Origin of the sequence: Albidovulum sp., assembly GCF_008933605.1 — a bacterium.
GTDB lineage: Bacteria > Pseudomonadota > Alphaproteobacteria > Rhodobacterales > Rhodobacteraceae > Albidovulum.
Map to the genome: position 1 here is coordinate 1 of NZ_WBUS01000279.1, position 2,056 is coordinate 2,056.

Sequence of the window (2,056 nt, forward strand, 5' to 3'; positions counted from 1 at the left end):
CCACCCCCCCGCTTGACGCCGCCCGCCGCATCGCCCAACCCTGCCGCAACGGTGCATCCGGGCGGGACAGGCGACAGATGGTGCGGCGCGCGGTGCGGGCGGGTTTCGGAGCGGCGCTCATGGTCCTCGGCGGGGGCTTGCTCGCGGGCTGCGAGGACCTCGTGGCTTTCGTGCAGGACAATCCAAGGGTCGTCCACACGATCAGCCACCGCGAGGTGATGGTCGTGGACCGCCAGTTCTGAGCGGGCCGTCGTCCCCGCCGGGACGCGGGCCTAGGTCCGCACCCCGGAGAAGCGCTTCTGCCATTCCTCCCGCTCCTCGTCGGCGATCTTGGCGAAGAGGACCTCGGGCGTCTCGAACGCGTGGCCCGGCTCCAGGACCGTCAGCGCCTCGGCGACCGGCCCGGGCCAGGTCCTGTCGGTGCATTTCATCGCCGAAAGCATCTTGGCCGAGGCGTCGGGGATGAAGGGCTCGCTGAGGATCGCGTAGAGCCGGATGAGGTTGAGCCCGAGGCGGACCATGGCGGCGGCACGCTCGGGGTCTTCCTTGAAGACGGTCCAGGGCGCGGCGGATTGCAGGTATTCGTTGCCCGCGACCCAGATGGCGCGAAGCTCGGTGGCGGCCTTGCGGATCTCCATCGCCTCCATGTGGCCCTCGTAGGCGCGCACGCGGCCTTCGAGCTCCTCGATCAGCGCCGCCGCGCGCTCGCCGGTCTGGCCACCCGCAGGCACCGCCTCGCCGTATTTCGAGCGGCAGAACTTGGTGATGCGGCTGACGAAGTTGCCGAGCACGTCGGCGAGGTCCTTGTTGACCGAGACCTGGAAATTCTCCCAGGTGAACTCGCTGTCGGCGTTTTCCGGCGCGTGGGAAAGGAGCCACCAGCGCCAGTAGTCGGCCGGCAGGATGGAGAGCGCCTGGTCCATGAAGACGCCCCGGCCCTGGGACGTGGAGAACTGGCCGCCGTCGTAGTTGAGGTAGTTGAACGACTTGATATAGTCGACGAGCTTCCACGGCTCGCGCGACCCCATGATCGTGGCGGGGAAGCTGAGGGTGTGGAAGGGCACGTTGTCCTTGCCCATGAACTGCACATAGCGCACGTCCTGGGCGCCCTTGTCGGTCCGCCACCAGCGTTCCCAGGCGGCGTCCGGCTCTTCGGTCGCGTCCGCCCATTCGGCGGTGGCGGCGATGTACTCGATCGGCGCGTCGAACCAGACGTAGAAGACCTTGCCCTCCATCCCCTGCCAGGGCGCGCCGGGAAACTGCACCGGAACGCCCCAACTGAGGTCGCGGGTGATGCCGCGGTCCTGCAAGCCCTCGCCGTCGTTCAGCCATTTCTTCGCGATGGAGGTCGTGAGGATCGGCCAGTCGGTCTTGCTGTCGATCCAGGCGGAAATCTCGCCCTTGAGCGACTTCTGCTTGAGATAGAGGTGCTTGGTCTCGCGGATTTCCAGCTCGGTCGAGCCGGAGATGGCGGAGCGCGGGTTGATGAGGTCGGTCGGGTCGAGCTGCTTGGTGCAGTTCTCGCACTGGTCGCCGCGGGCCTTGTCATAGCCGCAGTTCGGGCAGGTGCCCTCGATGTAGCGGTCGGGCAGGAAGCGGTTGTCGGCCACGGAAAAGACCTGGCGTTCGGCCACTTCCTCAATGAAGCCGTTCTCGCCGAGCGCCTTCGCAAAATGCTGGGTCAGCCGGTGGTTGCGCCCCGAGGAGGAGCGGCCGAAATGGTCGAACGAGAGGCGGAAGCCGGCGGCGAGGTTCTTCTGCACCTCGTGCATCTCGGCGCAGTAGTGCTCGACCGGCATCCCCGCCTTGGCGGCGGCAAGCTCGGCCGGAGTGCCGTGCTCGTCGGTGGCGCAGATGAACATGACCTCGTGGCCGCGCGCGCGCATGTAGCGGGCGTAGAGGTCGGCCGGAAGCTGGGAGCCGACGAGGTTCCCGAGGTGCTTGATCCCGTTGATGTAGGGGATCGCCGAGGTGATCAGAATCCGGGCCATGCGCCGCGCCTTTCCGTCCGTGTCCGGCCGGTGATTTAACGGCTTGGGCCGCCAAGGGCCAGAGG

2 protein-coding genes are annotated in these 2,056 nt (G+C 67.4%); one reads left to right on the top strand and one right to left on the bottom strand.

Translation table 11 applies throughout. From position 1 onward, the window contains the following. The coding region (locus F9K34_RS18755) for a hypothetical protein (RefSeq protein WP_291338619.1) at positions 1–242 on the top strand (242 nt) is incomplete at its 5' end. A gap of 30 nt (positions 243–272) precedes the next feature. On the opposite strand, the gene metG is transcribed toward F9K34_RS18755, so the two are convergent. Then, positions 273–1,991: a methionine--tRNA ligase gene (metG, locus tag F9K34_RS18760; protein ID WP_291338620.1), complete on the bottom strand. Its 1,719-nt coding sequence runs from the start codon at positions 1,989–1,991 to the stop codon at positions 273–275. Positions 1,992–2,056: the final 65 nt, after the last annotated feature.

Excerpts from the sequence above, each read along its gene's own strand:
- metG (WP_291338620.1), bottom strand. The coding sequence starts at position 1,991 with ATGGCCCGGATTCTGATCACCTCGGCGATCCCCTACATCAACGGGATC.